We start from the raw sequence: 16,473 nt of genomic DNA, 5'->3' as shown, positions 1-16,473 counted from the left end.
TGGGCAATGGGTGAACGTTCATCTTCCGTCGCTCATTCCCGGCGTTCATATGACCGCATGGTCACGGCTGTGGACAACCTGCGCGGTGGTCCCGGGGTACCTGGCAGCATGGCGGGGTGACACCAGCAACGCACTCCACTCTCTTCCCGCAGGTCTCCACGCCGGGCGGCTACGCGGCCACGCCGCGTGACGCCGACGCGGTGCTGGAGGGGCTCGACCCCGAGCAGCGCGAGGTGGCGACGGCCCTGCACGGGGCGGTGTGTGTGCTGGCCGGTGCGGGCACCGGCAAGACCCGGGCGATCACCCATCGGATCGCCTACGGGGTGCGCGCGGGCATCCTCCAGCCCGCCAGCGTGCTGGCCGTCACCTTCACCAACCGCGCGGCGGGCGAGATGCGCGGGCGGCTGCGGCAGCTGGGCGCGGGCGGGGTGCAGGCGCGCACCTTCCACTCGGCCGCGCTGCGCCAGCTCCAGTACTTCTGGCCCAAGGCTGTCGGCGGGGACGTGCCGCGGCTGGCCGAGCGCAAGGTGCAGCTGGTCGCCGAGGCCGCCGCGCGCTGCCGCGTCCGGCTGGACCGCAATGAGCTGCGGGACGTCACGGGCGAGATCGAATGGTCGAAGGTCACCCAGACCGTGCCCGAGGACTATCCGGCGGCGGCTGCCAAGGCCGGCCGGGAGGCCCCCCGCGACCCGGCCGAGATCGGCCGGATCTACGCCGGGTACGAGCAGCTGAAGCGCGACCGCGGCGTGATCGACTTCGAGGACGTGCTGCTGCTCACGGTCGGTGTGCTGGAGGAGCGGCCGGACATCGCGGACCAGGTGCGCCGCCAGTACCAGCACTTCGTGGTCGACGAGTATCAGGACGTCAGTCCGCTCCAGCAGCGGCTGCTGGAGCTGTGGCTCGGCGACCGGCAGAGCCTGTGCGTGGTCGGCGACGCCAGCCAGACCATCTACTCCTTCACCGGCGCCACCCCCGACCATCTGCTGGACTTCCGCACCCGCCACCCCGGTGCCACGGTGGTCAAGCTCATCCGGGACTACCGCTCCACCCCCCAGGTGGTGCACCTGGCGAACGGGCTGCTGTCCCAGGCCCGCGGCCGGGCAGCGGAGCACCGGCTGGAGCTGGTCTCGCAGCGTGACCCTGGCCCGGAGCCGGTCTACGCCGCCCATGCCGACGAGCCCGGCGAGGCCGAGGCCACCGCGCGTAAGATCCGCGAGCTGATCACCCCGGTCGCGCAGGGCGGCGCGGGCGTCCCGCCCAGCCAGGTCGCGGTCCTCTACCGGGTCAACGCCCAGTCCGAGCTGTACGAGCAGGCGCTGGCCGACGCCCAGGTGCCCTATCAGCTGCGCGGCGCCGAGCGGTTCTTCGAGCGACCCGAGGTCCGCGAGGCGGGGATGCTGCTGCGGGGCGCGGCCCGCGCCGGAAGCGCCGACCCGGTGCTGTCCGACGACGACCTGCCGTCCCAGGTGCGGGCCGTGCTCGGCACCCGCGGCTGGACGGCCGAGCCCCCCGCGGGCTCCGGAGCGGTCCGCGACCGCTGGGAGTCGCTGGCCGCGCTGGTGCGGCTCGCCGAGGACTTCGCCCGGGGCAGGCCCGGGGCCACCCTCTCCGATCTGGTGGCGGAACTGGACGAGCGGGCGGCAGCCCAGCACGCCCCGACCGTGGAGGGTGTGACGCTCGCCTCACTTCATGCCGCCAAGGGCCTGGAGTGGGACGCGGTCTTCCTGGTGGGGCTGACCGAGGGCATGATGCCGATCACCTACGCCAAGACCGATCAGCAGATCGAGGAGGAGCGTCGGCTGCTCTATGTGGGGGTCACCCGGGCCCGCCGCCATCTGAGCCTGTCGTGGGCGCTCTCGCGGGCTCCAGGCGGCCGCCCCTCCCGCAGGCCCACCCGCTTTCTGAACGGGCTGCGGCCCGGCTCCGCGGCGCCCGCCGCCCGGATGCCCGGCGGGGGCGGCGGAATCGAGCGCGGCACCGCCCCGGGCGCCCCGGTGCGCAAGCGGCGCACCCCGGTGCACTGCCGGGTCTGCGGCAGGACGCTGACCGACGCGGGCGAGATGAAGCTGATGCGCTGCGAGGACTGCCCCTCGGAGCTGGACGAGGCGCTGTACGAGCGGCTGCACGACTGGCGGGCCGAGCAGGCCGGGCTGCTGGGCCAGCCCGCCTTTTGCGTCTTCACCGACAAGACGCTGCTCGCCATTGCCGAGGCCGTGCCGGGAACCGAATCGGAGCTGTCCGGCATCTCCGGTGTCGGACGACGGAAACTCGGCAGGTTCGGCGCCGACGTTCTCGCGCTCTGCGCGGGCCGGGAACTGCCCCGGGCGCACGACGGTGACGGGGGTGTCGAGGGTGAGGGAAGCCAACCGGGTGACCCCGCGGAAAACTCGACGGAAAAATAGTTTGCGCGCGCGGACGGCATACCCATAGCCTTCCGAGCACGGAGACAACGGCCCTTCCGGGAACCGAGGAATCCGTGTTGTACTACGTAAGTCCGGACCGGTTCCCACTGGTCCCTGAGACGCCGAGAGGAGGCGGAGACCAATGATCAGCTTCATCGAGACCATCAAAATGACCGATCGCTCGGTCGTCGCCACCTGCCCGCTCGGCTCCCCGCTTCCCGGCACCGGTATGCCCGGCGCCAATGAAGCACGTCTCAGCGAGCGCAGTGAGCGACCGACGCAGGCACCTGCGGTAGCGGCAGCGGCACGGGCATTTGCCTATGCCCTGGCGGCCAATGGTGCCGGATCCCGGACGACGCAGCAGCACCACGAGAAGTGGGCCTTCCGCAGGCTCGAACCCTGGAGTTATCCAGCCTGATTCAGGATCAGGTCGGCACCTTCCAGGGCCGCGGAACCCACACCGGGATCCGCGGTCCTTTTGATTTGCCAGCGCCCGGCCACGAGCCGGACCGAACAGACGAGGAACACACCACCGTGCAACTCAATGCGCACGCCCCGTCAGCAGAGACCGACCTGAACCGCCCGCCTGACTCCTCGGAGGACTCCTTGACCCCGCTCACCGCCCTGACCGAGCTCGATGACGCCATCGAGAACCTGGGCGTACCCGTCCCGTGCCGCTCCTACGACCCGGAGGTCTTCTTCGCCGAGTCCCCGGCCGACGTCGAGTACGCCAAGTCGCTCTGTCAGACCTGCCCGCTGCGCGAAGCCTGCCTCGCCGGGGCCAAAGACCGTCGCGAGCCCTGGGGCGTCTGGGGCGGCGAGCTGTTCGTCCAGGGCGTCGTCGTGGCCCGCAAGCGGCCGCGTGGCCGCCCGCGCAAGAACCCGGTCGCGGCATGAGCACCCCCGGCACCATCGATCGCCCAGCGACGCACGACCCCATGAAGCAGGTCCCGACGATGACCCCCCCGGTCTCCGACACCCCCACACGCCATCAGTCCGGCGCGCCCGAGTCGCGCCAGAACAGGACCCGAGAAATGCAACTCATCCCAGAAGCCCTGGCGCGTGCGCATATGCGCATTCAGCGCAGTGCCGGGCGGGCGTCGCTGCGCGCCCGGCGGGCGCTGGCCACGGCGGTCATGTCCTGACCGCGGTCACGCCACCGCGCACGTCGACACGGAGGGCCGGTCCGGGAACGGACCGGCCCTCCGGCTTTTCCGGAAGGTCAGGCCGAGCTCTCCGCACCCTCGGCCGCGCGCTCCGCCGGGACCTCGTCGCCCTCGGCGTCCAGCGCCTGGGCGTCCTCGTCGGTCTCGGCGTTCTCGTCCGGCTCGTCGGTGTCCTCGGCGAACCCGGGTACCCAGGCTTCCAGTTCATCCCGCAGCCGCACCGTGGCGCCCAGCTGGCACAGCACCCCGATCGTGCTCAGCGTCACCCGGTGGATCAGCAGATAGGCGGGCGGCAGATTGAGCTGATTGCCCAGCTCGTAGACGGCCGAACCGCGGTCGGCCATCCGCGCCGCCTGGCCCCGTATCCACTGCCGCTCGAAGTGGAACGCCTCGACCTGGGCCGGTTCGAGCATCGGCAGCAGGAACTCCAGCAGCGCCTCGGGGTCCAGCTCGATCGTCGGCTTGACGAACCCCTCACCCCGCATCAGGTCGTAGACCCCCGCGGCGTCGCCCTCCAGCGCCATCCGCAGCGCTATGCCGACGGGCTCGGGAAGCCCTCCGGGCAGGCGGTCCACCGAGCCGAAGTCCAGGACGCCCAGCTTCCACTCCTCCGGCGGTCCGTCCGGGGCGTCTCCCTTGATCAGCCGGAAGTTCCCGGGGTGCGGATCGGCGTGCAGCAGGCCGGTGCGGGGCGCCCCCGAGAACAGGAAGCGGGCCAGCAGCTGACCGGCGCGATCGCGCTCCTCGGGCTCACCCTCGGCGATCACCTCGGAGAGCGGTATGCCCTCCAGCCACTCGGTGATCAGCACCTGATCGCTCTGGTGCACCACCTCGGGCACCACGATCTCGGTGTCCTCGGCGTACTCCACCGCATGGGTGCGCTGGGACTCGGCCTCCTGCTCGTAGTCCAGTTCCTCGGCCACCCGGTCGCGCAGCTCCGCGATCAGCGGCTTGATGTCCATGCCCGGCACCAGCGGCCCCAGCACCCGGGCGAACCGGCTCAGTTGGCCGAGGTCGGACAGCAGCGCCTCACCCGCCCCCGGGTACTGCACCTTGACCGCGACCCGGCGCCCGTCGTGCCAGACCGCCCGGTGCACCTGCCCGATCGAGGCGGCCGCCGCGGGCTTGTCCTCGAACTCCAGGAACAGCTCCTGCCACTCCGGGCCGAGCCGCTCCGCCAGCGCCGCGTGGACCGTGCCGGTGGGCATGGGCGGCGCGGCCTCCTGGAGCTTGGTGAGGGCCGCCCGATAGGGCTTCGCGATCTCTTCGGGCAGCGCCGACTCGAAGACCGACATCGCCTGGCCGAGCTTCATCGCCCCGCCCTTGAGCTCGCCGAGGACCTTGAACATCTGCTCGGCGGTGCGCTGCTGCATCTCGCGCGCGACGATCTCCGCCGGTCGCCCTCCTATCCGCTTCCCCAGCCCCCAGGTGGCGCGCCCCGCGAATCCCAAGGGCAGCGCCGCCAGTTTGGCGGTGCGGGTGATCGCCTTGCGCGGCAGATCGGACATGCGCCCTCCAACTACAGCTGAGCCATCCCGGGAGCAGCCTCCCGGACCCCCGTCGCCCACTCCGCGGACGTCGGTCACCCGCACATTGTCGCGTGCGGCCTCTCCGCGGCCGAGGCATATACCGCATCATCCCGCCCGGCCGCTCCGCACTCGCATCCGGGATGCGCTTCGGCGCGCTCGGCCTGCCAGGACAGGGCCGGCAGCGCCAGCTCCCAGCGGTCCGCCGCGCCCACGGGCAGCCCTTCGTCGAGGAAGGCCAGCGCCCGGGAGGCGGTGAGCCCGGCCACCACCGTGGCCAGCGCGACGTCACAGGCGGGTGCGGTGCCCCGGCGGCCGGACCGCCACTGGGCCAGCATCCGCGGCCATACCGGCTCCCGCTCGGCGCGAGCCGCCGCGGCGCAGCCCGCACATGGGGTCGCCCCCGGGAGGACGAAGGGCCCCACCACCCCGGTGTTCTCGATCACCCCCGCGTAGAGATGGGGTGTGCCGGAGGCGAGCAGCGGCTCGGCCGCCGCCGGATCCGGTGCGTACGCCGCGAGACCGTCGCGCGGGGCGATCACCACCAGGGCCAGCCCCGGCTCCCCGCCGGGCGGGGGCTCCCCGGCCCTCGGGCGGGGCCGCGGCCCGGGTGCGGTCCTGCGCACCAGCCGCCGCGCGGCCACGTCCCGCCGCTCGCCGATCTGCTCGGCCGACAGCCCGCCGGGCGCCACGTCCCACGGCTCGACACAGCCCCCGTCCACCACATCGACCTGCCCGACGCCCGCGGCGGACAGCACCGCGGCGATCGCCGCCCCGACCCGGCCCGCGCCGCGCACCTGCACCCGCATCGCCCGCCGCGCGGCGAGCAGCCGCGCCGCCGCCCCCGGCTCCGGATGCAGCACCGACAGCGCCGCCGCGTCCGGCCGCAGCCGGTCCCGGGCCACGCCGGGGCCGCCCGCCGCGGCCGCGAGCGGGCCATCGGGTCTCGTATCGTCCAGCAGCCCGGCCGCCGTGAGTCTTCTCAGCAGCTCATCGGCCCGCTCCTCCGGCAGCCCGAGGGCCTGGGCCTCCTGCCGCAGCAGGGGCAGCCCGCGGGTGCCGTCGAGCAGCTCCAGAAAGCTGCCCGTCGCCGTGTCCAGCGGGCCCACCAGCACCGCATGCGCCCGGGCCACCCCGAACTGCACCGTGTCCCGGCTTCGCCAGCCGCGCCGCAGCGCGGGCTTGAGCATGGGATGCATCGCCGTCCCCCGTTCGTCGATGTGTCATATGCGCCGTATTTGCCATATATGCCGTACGAGTCGATGTGCCGCATCTGATCGCATCGTCTCGTCGAACGGTTCTCAGCATGCGCCCCGCCGCCCACCCGCCGCCGAAAGTTATCCACAGGCTGTGTTGATAGTCGTACAAGCCGTGCAGTCGAGGGGGGCTTCGCCCCGCGACCGCGGGCGAGGGCAGGACTTCCCCGGCTGCCAGCGGGTAACGTCGGGGCGTGCCCGCCGATCCTTCCCCGCGCACCGCCCCGAGCCCGTCGAGTCCGCCGAGTCCGCAGAACCGAGGCTCGGGCACGAGCGCCGTCGAGGTCCGCCGCAGTTCGCGTCGGCGCAGGACCGTCTCCGCGTACCGCGAGGGCGACCGCACCATCGTCCTCATCCCCGCCCGGATGTCCGAAGCGGAGGAGCAGCGCTGGGTCGGCGTGATGCTGGACAAGCTCGCCGCGCAGGAGAGCAAGCGCATGCTGGGCGACACGGAGCTGGCGGCGCGCGCGGAGTGGCTTTCCGAGCAGTATCTGGGCGGCCGGGCCCGGCCCGCCTCGGTCCGCTGGGTCACCAACCAGAACACCCGCTGGGGCTCGTGCACCCCGGCCGAGGGAAGCATCCGGCTCTCCCACCGGCTCAAGGGCATGCCGGAGTACGTGGTGGACTACGTCCTCGTCCATGAGCTGGCCCATCTGCTGGTGCCCGGTCACGGCCGCGGCTTCTGGGAGCTTCTGGAGGCGTATCCGCGCACCGAGCGGGCCCGGGGCTATCTGGAGGGCGTGGTGGCCGCCGGCCGGCTGCCGCATCTGCCGGGCACCGGAACGGAACCGGGCTGAGGAACCGCGCCGTGCTCCCCAGCGTCGTTCACAGTCGGCGGCAGCGGCTAGCCTGGCGCAAAAGCACTCACCGGTTCGGGATGGGGGACGGTCGTTACGTATGGCCAGGGAATTCCAGCGCGGCCACAAGGCCAAGATCAGCGACCTGACGGCCGGGAGGGATCTGTACGTCGGCGTGCAGATCGCCGGACCCGGTCTGACCTTCGACATCAGCTGCTTCGGTCTCGACGCGGACGAACGGCTGTCGGACGACCGCTACTTCATCTTCTTCAACCAGCCCAAGTCGCCTGAAGAAGCGATACAGCAGCTCGGCGCGCAGGCCGGTGACACCGAGTCGTTCCGGGTGACGCTCGACAGCATTCCGGCGGCCATCCAGAAGCTCTCCTTCACCGCGACCCTCGACGGCGCGGGCCAGATGTCGCAGATCGGCCCCGGCTACATCCGGATCGTCGCGGGCGGCGAGGAGGTCGCCCGGTACGCCTTCAGCGGTGCGGAGTTCAGCACCGAGCGCGCGGTGATGCTGGGCGACTTCTACCTCAAGGACGTGTGGCGCTTCGCCGCCGTCGGACAGGGCTTCGACGGCGGACTCGACGCGCTGCTCAAGAACTTCGGCGGCGAGGTCGCCGAGGAGGAGCCCGCGCCCGCACCGGCGCCCGCGCAGGGCGGTGCGCCCGGTTTCGCGCCCCCCGGACAGGCGGCCCCCGCCCCGGGCTTCGGCGCCCCGGCGGCTCCCGCCCCCGCGGCCCCGCCCGCCCCGCAGCCGCCGCAGCCCGCGCCCAGCTTCGGCGCGCCCCAGGGCACTCCGCCCCAGGGCACTCCGCCCCAGGGCACGCCCCCGCAGCCCCCGGCCCCGCAGCCCGCGCCCGGGTCACCGCAGGTGCACGCGGCGCCGACGCTCGCTGCGCCGGTCGTGCCGCCGGGTCAGGTGCCGCCGCCCGGTCCGCCCGGACAGGTACCGCCGCCCGGTCCGCCCGGCCAGTACCCCGGCCAGCAGCCGCAGTTCGGCCAGACGCCGGGTCAGGCGCCGCCCGCCCCGTACGGACAGCAGCCGCCCGGTCAGCCCCAGGGCGGCACCGTGCCCCAGGGCATGGCCGCGCCGCAGGGCGGAGCCCCCGGCGTGCAGGCCGCGCTCGCCCAGTACCGCGAGTCGGCCACCGGCCAGCGCTGGACGCCGCAGAACCCGCGGATGATGCGGGTCGACCTCGGCGTCGACGGTCAGCCGGTGCTCGCCCGCCAGGGCAGCATGGTGCTCTACCAGGGCAAGGTCGACTTCAGCTACAAGGGCGCGGGCATGCGCGGCCGGATCGTCGGCAACGCGACCGGCCAGGAGATGCAGCTGATGCGGTGCAGCGGCCAGGGGCAGGTCTTCCTCGCGGAGAACGCCGCCGAGCTGCACCCGATCGAGCTCCAGGGCGACGCGATCTGCGTCTCCGCCGAGAACGTGCTCGCCTTCGACGAGTCGCTCCAGCACGAGGTGCGCCGGATCGAGGGCCACGGCATCCCCGGCGGCGCGCTGTTCACCATGCAGTTCCAGGGCACCGGCACCGTCATCGTCAAGACCCAGGGCACCCCGGTGGTGCTCCCCGTCACCCCGACGACCTTCGCCGACAGCAACGCCATCGTGGCCTGGTCCGCCGGTTCGCAGGTGATCATCTCCAGCCAGGTGCGGCTGCGCCGCAGCTCCTACCCCGGCCACAGCGGGGAGACCGTGAACCTCCAGTTCCGCGGTGCGCCCGGCAACTTCATCGTCGTCCAGCCCTACGAGGTCTGAAGGAGCCCGTCATGGACCAGCAAATGATCTCGGGCTTCGCCGCCACCCCGGTCGCGGCCCGCATGGAGAACCACGGCAGCAGCATGCTCAAGGTCGCCATGCAGAGCGGCCAGGACCTCTTCGCCCGCACCGGTTCGATGGTGGCGTACGAGGGCTTCGTGCAGTACGAGCCGAACCCGCCCGCGGTGCGCCAGATGGCCTCCCAGTGGCTCACCGGCGAGGGCGCGCCGCTCATGCGGTGCAGCGGCGACGGGCTGCTCTACCTCGCCGACTACGGGGCGAACATCGTCTGCATCAACCTCAACGGCGACGCGCTCTCCGTCAACGGCACCAATCTGCTCGCCTTCGACGCTCACCTCCAGTGGGGTGTCGAACGGGTCAAGGGCATCGCCAAGTTCGCCGGGCAGGGCCTGTTCAACGTGGGCGTCTCCGGCACCGGATGGGTCGCGCTGACCTCCCGCGGCACCCCGATCGTCGTCGACTGCGGCCGCGGCGAGGACGAGACCTATGTGGACCCGGACGCGCTCGTCGCCTGGTCCAGCGGTCTCAAGGTGAAGGGCAAGCGCAGCTTCAAGGCGTCGTCCCTGATCGGCCGGGGCAGCGGCGAGGCGTACCAGCTCGGCTTCTCCGGGCAGGGCTTCGTCGTCGTACAGCCCAGCGAGGACAGCACCGACCGGCTCCGGGCCCGGGGCTGAGGGGGAGAAGGACACATGCAGAGCCCGCTTTTCGGCTTCACCGAGGCCCAGACCGAGGAGCGTTACGCGCTCCAGAACCGCAAGATGCTGCGGGTCGCGCTCACCGGCCACGAGGACGTGCTCGCCCGCAAGGGCAGCATGGTCGCCTATCAGGGGCTGATCGAGTTCGACGGCGAGTACCAGACCCAGGGGCAGCGGCGCGCCCGTGCCCGCACCGGGGAGGGCCTGGATCTGATGCGCTGCTCCGGGCAGGGCACGGTCTACCTCGCCAACCTCGCCCAGCACGTCCATGTGGTGGACGTGGACCACGATGGTCTGACGGTCGACAGCGCGTACGTGCTGGCGCTCGACTCCACGCTGCACTGGGAGTCGATCGCGGTGGACAGCCAGTTCGGCATCACCGGCTCCGGCAAGTACAACCTCAACATCTCCGGCCGCGGCAAGGTCGCGCTCATGACCTCGGGCCAGCCGCTGATGCTCCAGGTGACCCCGGACAAGTACGTCAACGCCGACGCGGACGCGATCGTCGCGTGGTCCAGCTCGCTGCGCGTCCAGATGCAGGCGCAGACGCATTCCTCCGGGGTGTGGCGCCGCCGAGGCAGCACCGGGGAGGGCTGGGAGCTGAGCTTCCTCGGCCAGGGGTACGCCCTCGTCCAGCCCAGCGAGCTGCTGCCGCCGCAGAACGCGGTGATCGGCGGCGGCGCGGCCGCCCAGTTCGGCATGGGCCAGCAGGGGGCCCGCGGGCAGAACCAGGGCAACATCTTCAGCAACTGACGCCCGGCGGAGGGCCGTCACCCGGTCCGTGCCCGCGCGCTCCTCAGACCAGCGCGCGGGTACGGGCCACCAGACGGCGCACCGACGCGTCCGCCACGTCCGCCACCTCGTCGTACCCGAACCAGCGGAGGTCCAGCGACTCGTCGCTGATCTCCGCCACCGCGTCCGGCGGGGCCACCGCCGCGTACTGCACGTCAAGATGCCAGGCGCACGGCGTGTGATGCCGGTCGAGCCGCACCGGCCCGCCCGGCAGCAGGGTCAGCCCCGCGATGCCCGACTCCTCGGTGGCCTCCCGCAGCGCCGCGTCCGCAAGCGTGGCGTCCCCCGGCTCGCAGTGGCCGCCCATCTGGAGCCACATCCGCAGCTTGCGGTGGAGCGTGAGCAGGACGCGCTCCCGCGGCGGGTCGATCACCAGCGCGCTGGCCGTGAGATGCCCGTCGCCGCACGCCTTCCACATGCCGTCCGGATACGCGGCCAGATGGTCGCCGTACGTCTGCCGCAGCCGCTCCTGGTCGGCGTCGGGCGCGGGCCACTGCTCGAGGACCCGCGCCGCGTCCTTATGGAGGCTCACTTCTCGTCGTCGCCCCGCTCGCCGCGCTCGTCCTCAGGGCCGTCCTTACGGTCGTCAGAGCCCTTCGTACGGTCGTCACCGCCCGCCTTTCCACCGGCCGCCTCGCCGAGCATCTTGTCCAGCTCGGAGAAGTCCAGCTGCTCGCGGTGGACGAAGCCGTCCGGGTCGTCGAGGTCGTCGGCCGTCGGCAGCATGTCCGGGTGCTCCCACAGCCCGTCGCGGCCGTCCACGCCGCGCGCGTCGGTGAGTGACGCCCACAGGCGCGAGGCGTCCCGCAGCCGCCGCGGCCGCAGCTCCAGGCCGATCAGCGTGGCGAAGGTCTGCTCGGCGGGCCCGCCGCTCGCCCGGCGGCGACGCAGCGTCTCCCGCAGGGCGTCCGCGGACGGCAGATGGGGCTTGGCCGCGGCGTGCACCACCGCGTCCACCCAGCCCTCGACCAGCGCGAGTGCCGTCTCCAGCCGGGCCAGCGCGGCCTTCTGCTCCGGGGTGTCCTCCGGCTGGAACATGCCCTGCTGGAGCGCTTCCTGAAGCTGCTCGGGGTGGGTCGGGTCGAGCTGGCCGACCGCGTCCTCCAGCTTCGCGGTGTCCACCTTGATGCCCCGGGCGTACCCCTCGACGGCACCGAACAGATGGGACCGCAGCCACGGTACGTGCGAGAACAGCCGCTGGTGGGCCGCCTCCCGCAGCGCCAGATACAGCCGCACCTCGTCCTTGGGGACGCCGAGGCCGTCGCCGAGCGCCGCGATGTTGACCGGCAGCAGCGCCGCCTTGCCGGACGGGCCCAGCGGCAGCCCGATGTCCGTCGAGCCGACCACCTCACCGGCCAGCACGCCGAGCGCCTGCCCGATCTGGGTGCCGAACATCGCGCCACCCATCGAACGCATCATCCCGAGCAGCGGGCCGGCCATGGCCTGCATCTCCTCGGGCAGCACATCGCCCATGGCGGAGCCGACGCGCTCGGCGACCGGGTCGACCAGGTCCTTCCACACCGGAAGGGTCGCCTCGACCCACTCGGCGCGGCTCCAGGCGACGGCGGTCCCCGAGCCCGAGGGCAGCGAGGTGACCCCGTCGAGCCACAGGTCCGCCAGCCGCACGGCCTCCTGGACCGCGGCGCGGTCGGCGGGGCCGACGCTCTCGTCCTTGGTGCCGTCGGCGGTGCCGCGCGCCACGGTCTGCCGCGCGATGTCCTTGGCCATGTCCCAGTTCACCGGGCCGCCCTCGTAGGAGAGCATCTGCCCGAGCTGCTGGAAGGCGGCGCCCAGGTCGCCCGGGTTGAGCGAGCCGAACATCGCCGCGAACGGATTGTCCGCGCCGCCTGCTCCGGCCGGGCCGCCCGCCCCGCCACCGAACCCGAAGGGATTCGCGGGGCCCTGCTCGCCGCCCTGGCCGCCCTTCTTCTTGCCGTCGTCGCCGTCCTCCGGCTCCTCCGGCGGAAGGCCGAATCCGAATGGGGTGTCACTCACGGGGTTCCTCGGCTCGTTGGGCCACCGGCCACTAACCGGCGGCGGATGCCCGACATCACCACCCAGCCTAGACACCTCGCCGGTTTACGGGCTCAGTGCTTCGCTGATCGCCGCGCTGCGGCAGGATGGGCGTTACCTGGTACGTACGTGTGCACGCGCTGCGTACTGAAGACAACCGCTGGAGACGCCCGGTGAGTTCCCCAGACCGAGAAGTTCGCGCTGCGCGAAACGATACGGCCCGTACCGCACGACGACCCGTCGTGGCGGTCACCGGTGCCGCCTCGGGCCCCGGCGCCCTGCTCACGCAGCGGCTCGCGGAGTCCGAAGAGATCAAGCAGGTGCTGGCCCTCGACGAGCGGCGCGGCGAGGTGACCGAAGCGCAGTGGCATGTGCTGGACGTGCGCGATCCGGCCATCGCCGAGAAGCTGCGCGGCGCCGATGTCGTCGTGCACCTCGCCGTCGACCTGGACTTGGGCACCGACCCCGCCGCCCGCACCGCCTACAACGTGCGCGGCACCCAGACCGTGCTGACCGCCGCCGCGGCCGCGGGAGTCCGCCGGGTGGTGCTGTGCACCTCCGCGATGGTCTACGGCGCGCTCCCCGACAACGATGTTCCGCTCGCCGAGGACGCGGAGCTGCGGGCCACCGCCGAGGCCACCGGCGTCGGCGACCTGCTGGAGATCGAGCGGCTGGGGGAGCGTGCGCCCCGGGCCCATCCGGGGCTGAATGTGACCGTCGTGCGCCCCGCCGTCCTGGTCGGCGGCACGGACACCGCGCTCACCCGCTACTTCGAGTCGCCCCGGCTGCTGGTGGTCGCCGGTTCCCGTCCCACCTGGCAGTTCTGCCATATGGAAGACCTGGTCAGTGCGCTGGAGTACGCCGCGCTGGAGAAGGTCGAGGGGGAGCTGGCGGTCGGCTGCGACGGCTGGCTGGAGCAGGAGGAGGTCGAGGAGCTGTCCGGAATCCGGCGCATGGAGCTGCCGTCGGCGGTCGCCCTCGGCGCCGCCTCCCGGCTGCACCGGCTGGGCCTGACCCCGTCCCCGGCCGGTGACCTCGCGTACACGATGCACCCCTGGGCGGTCAGCGGCAGCCGTCTGCACGCCGCGGGCTGGCGGCCCCGGTGGACGAACGAGGAGGTGCTGGCGGAGCTGCTGGAGGAGGTCTCCGGGCGGCATACGGTCGCCGGGCGGCGGCTGGGCCGCAAGGACGCCGCCACCACGCTGGGCGCCGCGGGCGCGACCGTCGCCCTGGTGGGCACCGCCGCGATCGTGCGCCGCGCCCGCAAGGCGCGCCGCCGCTAGCCGCGTCCCCGGACGGAGGCGCCCGGGACCGGCACGACGGGACGCCACACCAGAGACGCCACATCAAGCGACGCCACACCACGGGACGGCATACGGCACGATGGACGACATGGCACACACGTACGATCACCCCGGCGAGGGCGCGGCAGCCGACCCCATCCGCCTGCTCGCGGTCCGCGACACCCCGCTGTCGGTGGACGAGGTGTTCGGGGCGGTCGGCGACGCCGCGGCGGGCGGTACGGCGCTCTTCGTGGGCACCGTGCGCAACCACGACGGGGGCGCGGACGTGGGCGCGCTGGGCTACTCCGCGCATCCGAGCGCCGAGGCCGAGCTGCGGCGGGTGGCCGAGAAGGTCGCGGCCGACTTCCCGGTGCGGGCGCTGGCCGCCGTCCACCGGGTCGGCGATCTGGTGATCGGCGATCTCGCCGTGGTCGTGGCGGTGTCGTGTCCGCACCGCGCGGAGGCGTTCGCGGCCTGCCGCCGGCTGATCGACGACCTCAAGAGCGAGGTCCCGATCTGGAAGCACCAGACCTTCGCGGACGGTACGGAGGAATGGGTGGGGGTCTAGGAGGGCACGCGAGAAAGCAGCGCCTGGTGGGGCGGGATAACAGTTACGCCATGAAGTCCACTCGGAATGGTGTACTCCACTTGCGTAACGACCACCCTGCCGTGAGCGTTGACCTCGCAGGGGATTAATCTGCTCATCTGTCAGTCGCGGTGCTTTAAGGGGTCGGGAGGCCGCTATGGGAGCGCTTCTCTGGTTGCTCATTCCCGTTCTCGCGGCGATAGCCGCCACGCTCTATGCCGGTTGGGCCGCGCGCAACAACCGCAAGACCGTGGGGGACGTCGAGGAACTGGCCGGATATACGCGGTTCCGAGAGGCGATGGAACGCGCCCGCACGGATACGGACGCGGCGGCCTGAGCTCCGGCCCCTCGGACGGACGGCCCCGGGAGTGGACTGACAGGCGCGTCCCGTACTGTCGTTCCATGCCACGCCGCACCGCGACGATGCTCGCCTCCCTCCTGATGCTGATCGCGCTGCTGTGCGCCGGTGTGCTGATCCCGGTGCCGTACGCGGAGATGTCGCCGGGGCCGACCTACAACACGCTGGGCGAACACAACGGTGAGTGCGTGCTTCAGATCTCCGGCCACAAGGGCTGTGAGACCACCGGGGGCCACCTCAACATGACGACGGTCCGGGTCACCGGATCCGAGTACCGGATGAACCTCGTGGAGGCCGTCTACGGCTGGCTCTCCCACGACAATGTGGTGGTGCCGCACGACACCCTTTACCCGGATGACAAAACTCCGGACGAGGTGAACCAGCAGAACGCGGAGGAATTCAGCCAGTCCCAGGAGAGCGCCAAGGTCGCGGCGCTCAGGGCACTGCACAAGAAGGTCAGCTCCCAGGTGATCGTGGGTGCCGTGGTGAAGGACAGCCCGTCCCAGGGCAAGCTGCACGCGGGCGATGTGATCAAGTCCGTGGACGGCACCGCGGTGCGCGAGCCCGGCGACGTCGCCAAGCTGGTCACCAAGCACAAGCCCGGCGAGCGGGTGGCCTTCTCGATCATCCCGGCCAAGCAGGCCGCCGCGGCCGAGAAGAGCGGCAAGCGGCCGACCGGCGAGAAGCAGGTCGCGATCACCACCAAGAAGGCCGGGGGCCGGGCCATCGTCGGCATCCAGGCCGGGATCGACTACACCTTCCCGTTCAAGATCGACATCAAGCTGGCCGACGTGGGCGGGCCGAGCGCCGGTCTCATGTTCGCCCTCGGCATCGTGGACCGGGTGTCGAAGGACGGCGACCTGACCGGCGGGAAGTTCATCGCGGGCACCGGCACCATCGACGACAAGGGCGTCGTGGGCCCGATCGGCGGGATCGAGATGAAGACGATCGGCGCCCGCGAGGCCGGGGCCCGCTTCTTCCTCACGCCCAAGGAGAACTGCGCGGCGGCGGCCAAGGACGTGCCCGACGGGCTGCGGCTGGTGAAGGTGCACACCATCGACGACGCGCTGAACGCCCTCAAGAAGATCCGCTCGGGAGACACCGCCGGTCTGCCCCGGTGCGCCGCGAGCTGAGCGGCGCCGGATACGGGAACAGCATGACGCGAGGCGGCCGCCGGACTCCTGGTCCGGCGGCCGCCTCGCGTCCGGTACGGGCTTCCGGTGATCAGTCGGTGGCGAAGGTGGCGGCCAGCGCGTCGGCGAGCCCGGGCACCAGGCCGGAGCCGGTCAGCACCTCGGTCGCGGCGTCCTTCTCGCGCAGCCGCACCGCCGACTCGCGCTCCCCGTCCCGCAGCACGGCGACGGTCATCCGGACCTCCTGGCGCTCCGGGTGCTCGGCCACCCAGGACGCCAGCTGGGCCTCGTCCAGGTCCTTCGGCACGGAGGACTCGGCGGCCGGCGGCAGCATCAGCCGCTCCACGGTCATGGCGCAGCCGATCACGGCGTCGGGCCAGGCGATGGTGGCCAGGAATTCGTCGAGCGGGGCCTGCGAGGGCAGCTCGTCCTGCTCGATGGGGGTGAGGGCCGCCGCGGGCTCGTCACCGTCCTCGTCGAGCCCGAGCTGACCGGCCAGCTCGGGCTCCTGGGCGCGCAGCTGGGCGGTGTCGACGAGGGCGAAGAGCCGGGCGGGCTGGTCCCAGCCGAGCCCGGAGGCGTACTCGTCGATCTCCAGGACGGCGCGGGTGAGCGGATTCGCGGCGATAGGGCCGCTACCGGGGGTTGCGTTGGACATGCTTCATATCGTGCCC

The 16,473-nt window shown here is 72.3% G+C and carries 17 protein-coding genes; 12 read left to right on the top strand and 5 right to left on the bottom strand.

Going from position 1 to position 16,473, the window contains the following annotated elements:
• Positions 1 to 116: 116 nt before the first annotated feature.
• From ACH4TL_RS02870 to ACH4TL_RS02855, 4 genes are all read left to right on the top strand, one after another.
• Positions 117 to 2,402 carry an ATP-dependent DNA helicase UvrD2 gene (locus ACH4TL_RS02870; RefSeq protein WP_398313099.1) on the top strand — a complete coding sequence of 762 codons (2,286 nt, stop codon included), beginning with the start codon at positions 117 to 119 and terminating at the stop codon, positions 2,400 to 2,402.
• 142 nt (positions 2,403 to 2,544) lie between these two features.
• Positions 2,545 to 2,820 (top strand): hypothetical protein, encoded by a 276-nt coding sequence (locus tag ACH4TL_RS02865; RefSeq protein ID WP_398313101.1) that lies wholly within the window; start codon positions 2,545 to 2,547, stop codon positions 2,818 to 2,820.
• Positions 2,821 to 2,936: 116 nt separating this feature from the next.
• Entirely contained in the window at positions 2,937 to 3,299 is a 363-nt protein-coding gene (locus ACH4TL_RS02860) for a WhiB family transcriptional regulator (RefSeq protein ID WP_398313103.1), read from the top strand.
• Positions 3,296 to 3,547: a hypothetical protein gene (locus ACH4TL_RS02855; RefSeq protein WP_398313105.1), complete on the top strand. Its 252-nt coding sequence runs from the start codon at positions 3,296 to 3,298 to the stop codon at positions 3,545 to 3,547. The genes ACH4TL_RS02860 and ACH4TL_RS02855 overlap by 4 nt, the downstream gene beginning before the upstream one ends.
• Positions 3,548 to 3,624: 77 nt before the next feature.
• Here ACH4TL_RS02855 and ACH4TL_RS02850 read toward each other — a convergent pair whose 3' ends face one another.
• Both ACH4TL_RS02850 and ACH4TL_RS02845 read right to left on the bottom strand, forming a co-directional pair.
• Complete coding sequence (locus tag ACH4TL_RS02850) at positions 3,625 to 5,076, bottom strand: ABC1 kinase family protein (RefSeq protein WP_398313107.1); 1,452 nt, start codon at positions 5,074 to 5,076, stop codon at positions 3,625 to 3,627.
• Positions 5,077 to 5,150: 74 nt separating this feature from the next.
• The gene (locus ACH4TL_RS02845) at positions 5,151 to 6,293 is read right to left on the bottom strand and encodes a ThiF family adenylyltransferase (protein ID WP_398313109.1); all 1,143 of its coding nucleotides are present in this window, start codon (positions 6,291 to 6,293) and stop codon (positions 5,151 to 5,153) included.
• A 251-nt stretch (positions 6,294 to 6,544) separates the two neighbouring features.
• On the opposite strand from ACH4TL_RS02845, the gene ACH4TL_RS02840 reads away from it, so the two are divergent.
• The 4 genes from ACH4TL_RS02840 to ACH4TL_RS02825 all read left to right on the top strand — a co-directional run bounded on the left by ACH4TL_RS02840 (position 6,545) and on the right by ACH4TL_RS02825 (position 10,387).
• Positions 6,545 to 7,147, top strand: coding sequence for a M48 family metallopeptidase (locus ACH4TL_RS02840; RefSeq protein WP_398313111.1), 603 nt, complete (start codon positions 6,545 to 6,547; stop codon positions 7,145 to 7,147).
• Between the two features lie 100 nt (positions 7,148 to 7,247).
• Positions 7,248 to 8,918: a TerD family protein gene (locus tag ACH4TL_RS02835; protein ID WP_398313113.1), complete on the top strand. Its 1,671-nt coding sequence runs from the start codon at positions 7,248 to 7,250 to the stop codon at positions 8,916 to 8,918.
• Positions 8,919 to 8,929: 11 nt separating this feature from the next.
• Positions 8,930 to 9,613: an AIM24 family protein gene (locus ACH4TL_RS02830; protein WP_055547996.1), complete on the top strand. Its 684-nt coding sequence runs from the start codon at positions 8,930 to 8,932 to the stop codon at positions 9,611 to 9,613.
• 15 nt (positions 9,614 to 9,628) lie between these two features.
• A complete protein-coding gene (locus tag ACH4TL_RS02825; protein ID WP_398313115.1) occupies positions 9,629 to 10,387 on the top strand; it encodes an AIM24 family protein in 759 nt (252 codons plus the stop codon).
• Between the two features lie 43 nt (positions 10,388 to 10,430).
• Here ACH4TL_RS02825 and ACH4TL_RS02820 read toward each other — a convergent pair whose 3' ends face one another.
• Together ACH4TL_RS02820 and ACH4TL_RS02815 are read right to left on the bottom strand one after the other, a co-directional pair.
• Complete coding sequence (locus ACH4TL_RS02820) at positions 10,431 to 10,958, bottom strand: NUDIX hydrolase (RefSeq protein WP_398313117.1); 528 nt, start codon at positions 10,956 to 10,958, stop codon at positions 10,431 to 10,433.
• Positions 10,955 to 12,421 (bottom strand): zinc-dependent metalloprotease, encoded by a 1,467-nt coding sequence (locus ACH4TL_RS02815; RefSeq protein WP_398313119.1) that lies wholly within the window; start codon positions 12,419 to 12,421, stop codon positions 10,955 to 10,957. The genes ACH4TL_RS02820 and ACH4TL_RS02815 overlap by 4 nt, the downstream gene beginning before the upstream one ends.
• A 191-nt stretch (positions 12,422 to 12,612) precedes the next feature.
• Here ACH4TL_RS02815 and ACH4TL_RS02810 point away from each other — a divergent pair, with 191 nt between their 5' ends.
• From ACH4TL_RS02810 to ACH4TL_RS02795, 4 genes are all read left to right on the top strand, one after another.
• The gene (locus ACH4TL_RS02810; protein WP_398313121.1) at positions 12,613 to 13,722 is read left to right on the top strand and encodes an SDR family oxidoreductase; all 1,110 of its coding nucleotides are present in this window, start codon (positions 12,613 to 12,615) and stop codon (positions 13,720 to 13,722) included.
• A 100-nt stretch (positions 13,723 to 13,822) separates the two neighbouring features.
• Positions 13,823 to 14,290, top strand: coding sequence for a molybdenum cofactor biosynthesis protein MoaE (locus ACH4TL_RS02805; protein WP_398313123.1), 468 nt, complete (start codon positions 13,823 to 13,825; stop codon positions 14,288 to 14,290).
• A 175-nt stretch (positions 14,291 to 14,465) separates the two neighbouring features.
• Entirely contained in the window at positions 14,466 to 14,645 is a 180-nt protein-coding gene (locus ACH4TL_RS02800) for a hypothetical protein (RefSeq protein ID WP_398313125.1), read from the top strand.
• Between the two features lie 65 nt (positions 14,646 to 14,710).
• On the top strand, positions 14,711 to 15,799 hold the full coding sequence (locus ACH4TL_RS02795) for a PDZ domain-containing protein (RefSeq protein WP_398313127.1): 1,089 nt from the start codon (positions 14,711 to 14,713) through the stop codon (positions 15,797 to 15,799).
• 91 nt (positions 15,800 to 15,890) lie between these two features.
• Here the strand turns inward: ACH4TL_RS02795 and ACH4TL_RS02790 are convergent, their stop codons facing one another.
• Positions 15,891 to 16,457 carry a PPA1309 family protein gene (locus tag ACH4TL_RS02790; protein WP_398313128.1) on the bottom strand — a complete coding sequence of 189 codons (567 nt, stop codon included), beginning with the start codon at positions 16,455 to 16,457 and terminating at the stop codon, positions 15,891 to 15,893.
• Positions 16,458 to 16,473 lie beyond the last annotated feature (16 nt).

Source organism: Streptomyces sp. NPDC021115, assembly GCF_044333065.1.
Taxonomy (GTDB): domain Bacteria; phylum Actinomycetota; class Actinomycetes; order Streptomycetales; family Streptomycetaceae; genus Streptomyces.
This window is presented reverse-complemented; position numbering and strand designations above follow the sequence as displayed.